The following is a 2,722-nucleotide window of genomic DNA, read 5'->3' as shown; positions in this document are numbered from 1 at the left end:
TAGCCGGTGCTTATATTTTTTTAGTTGCCAGGTGGATGGTTTTTATGTTTTTACGATAAAATAAACAATATTTTATCTTTTTTCGCCGTATATTGCAGCATTTACTAAATAAATGGCCTACAATTACCAGCGTATAATTATTAAGATCGGCTCGAACGTCCTGACCCAAAAAGACGGACTGCCTGATTTAAAGCGCATCAGCCACCTGGTTGAACAGATGGCTGCCATAAAACGACGGGGTGTTGAAGTGGTTTTGGTTTCCTCTGGTGCGGTTGCCTCCGGTCGCAGTTTGATCTCAATTTCCGAAAAGTACGACTCCGTTGCTACCCGGCAATTGTTTGCTTCTATCGGCCAGGTAAAGCTCATCAATACCTACGCCCACGAATTTGAAAAATTTAATATCCTTTGTTCGCAGGTACTGGTAACCAAAGAAGATTTCAGGGACAGGTTGCATTACCTCAACATGAAAAACTGCCTTAAAATTTTATTGCAGCACCATGTGATCCCTGTAGTAAACGAAAATGACGTGGTATCAGTGACCGAACTGATGTTTACCGATAACGACGAATTAGCCGGTCTGATCGCTTCCATGCTCAATGCCCACGCCCTTATTGTTTTAACCAACGTTGACGGTATATATGACGGCGACCCGAACAGCGCCAATACCAGGGTTATTGAAGAAGTAAGTGGTAACACAATAGATTTTTCCGCATTTGTGAGTTCAGGCAGTTCGCAATTTGGCCGCGGGGGGATGATCACCAAATCAACCATGGCGCAAAAAGTGGCGCAACTGGGTATAGCGGTGCACATCGCGAACGGCACAAAAGAAAATATATTGGTGGATGTTTTGGAAAATTCCGCGCCCCACACCTATTTTATTCCGAGCAAATCATCCTCCGGTAAAAAGAAGTGGATTGCTCATGCCGGTAATTATGCCAAAGGTATTGTACAGGTAAATGAAGGAGCAAAAGCTGCGCTAACATCGGCCAAAGCTTCCAGCCTGTTGCCTGTTGGCGTTATCAATATTTTATCGGATTTTAAAAAGGGGGAAATCATTAAGTTGGTTGACGAAAACAACAAGTCTATCGGCTTAGGGATAGCGCAATACGGTTCGGATAAAGCGGCTGAAATGGCAGGAAAAAAAAATCAGAAACCCCTTGTACATTATGATTACCTTTATTTAGAAAACTAAAGGATATCCCTTTACTATTATAACCTGATTACGATGCCCACAAAGCAGAAAAGTTATACCGCGTATTTTGAAAATGCCCGTATTGCGTCACGGAAAACCATCGATCCTTCAAAAATAAATATGGTGTTGAAGGAACTTGCCAAAGCAACTATTACTCAAACCGAGTATTTATTAAAAGAAAACAAAAAGGATCTTGATCGCATGGATCCGACAGATCCCAAATTCGATCGTTTAAAGCTCACTGCCGAACGAATAAAAGAGATTGCGACTGAAATTATAAATGTGGCAAAATTAAGAAGTCCGCTGGGGCATATCCTATCACGCAAGCACATGCATAATGGATTGGAAATAACACGGATAAGCGTGCCGCTGGGTATTGTGGGCGTAATTTATGAAGCCAGGCCAAATGTTACTTTCGACGTTTTTTCACTATGTTTTAAAACCGGCAATGTTTGTATATTGAAAGGCGGCAGCGACGCTGAATTTTCAAACCTGGCGATCATTTCAATTATCCGCCAGGTTTTGGCCGATCATGACATTGATGAAAATATTGCAACCCTGTTGCCGCCTGAACGCGAAGCCACTGACGCCCTGTTGAATGCTAATGGTTATGTAGATGTTTTAATTCCCCGCGGCAGCCAGCAATTGATAGATCATGTCCGAAACAATAGTAAAGTGCCGGTTATTGAAACAGGTGCAGGGATTGTACATACCTATTTTGATGAATTTGGCGACCTTGAAAAAGGACGCGCTATTATTTTAAATGCCAAAACCCGCCGAGTAAGCGTTTGCAATGCGCTGGATTGCCTTATCGTTCATTATACGAGGTTAAGGGACCTGCCCATGCTATTGATGCCACTGGCCGAAAAAAAGGTGGTATTGTACGCTGATGACACTGCATTTATGATACTGAAGGGGCATTATCCGGATGCCCTGCTTGCCCATGCTAAGCCTGAACATTTCGGAACGGAGTTTTTGTCCTTAAAGATGGCAGTTAAGGTAGTTGAAAGCTTTGAGGACGCACTTGATCATATTGCTGAGTATGGTTCAAAACATAGCGAGGCCATTATATCCGAGGATGCGAAGCGCTGCGAAGCATTTTTAAACCAAGTGGATGCCGCTGCCGTTTATGTGAATGCTTCAACTGCCTTTACAGACGGAGCTCAGTTTGGGTTGGGCGCCGAGATTGGCATCAGCACCCAAAAACTCCATGCCCGAGGCCCGATGGGGCTAAAAGAACTTACCAGCTATAAATGGATAGTGAGGGGTAGCGGGCAAACCCGCGCTTAAATCTTTTCTGCTCAAAAAAAGGGTGTACATCCTATGATGTACACCCTTTCACAACTTCAAATTTGTTTGTTACTTTATCAGGTAATCTGCTACGGCAACGAAACAAATAATTGCTAAAATTACAGCCTGTAATTTTAGTTCTAAAGTTAAACGGGCAATCATTATTTATTATTAATTAGAGTTACTAAATGTATATTGTAATTTTTGGGTTACAAAGCTTTTTGTAATTTTTACGAAATT

2 protein-coding genes are annotated in these 2,722 nt (G+C 42.2%); both read left to right on the top strand.

Annotation, left to right across the window (positions count from 1 at the left end):
* The first annotated feature begins 112 nt into the window (after window positions 1-112).
* Window positions 113-1,192 (top strand): glutamate 5-kinase, encoded by a 1,080-nt coding sequence (proB, locus tag QZY09_RS17255; RefSeq protein ID WP_295674380.1) that lies wholly within the window; start codon window positions 113-115, stop codon window positions 1,190-1,192.
* A gap of 33 nt (window positions 1,193-1,225) precedes the next feature.
* A complete protein-coding gene (locus tag QZY09_RS17250) occupies window positions 1,226-2,482 on the top strand; it encodes a glutamate-5-semialdehyde dehydrogenase (protein ID WP_295674378.1) in 1,257 nt (418 codons plus the stop codon).
* Window positions 2,483-2,722 lie beyond the last annotated feature (240 nt).

Origin of the sequence: uncultured Mucilaginibacter sp., from assembly GCF_903913935.1 — a bacterium.
Lineage (GTDB): Bacteria > Bacteroidota > Bacteroidia > Sphingobacteriales > Sphingobacteriaceae > Mucilaginibacter.
The sequence above is the reverse complement of the archived record's forward strand: the minus strand, read 5'-3'. Positions and strand labels throughout refer to the sequence as shown.

Coding starts and splice junctions, on each gene's coding strand:
- proB (WP_295674380.1), top strand. CDS start 113: ATGGCCTACAATTACCAGCGTATAATTATTAAGATCGGCTCGAACGTC.
- QZY09_RS17250 (WP_295674378.1), top strand. CDS start 1,226: ATGCCCACAAAGCAGAAAAGTTATACCGCGTATTTTGAAAATGCCCGT.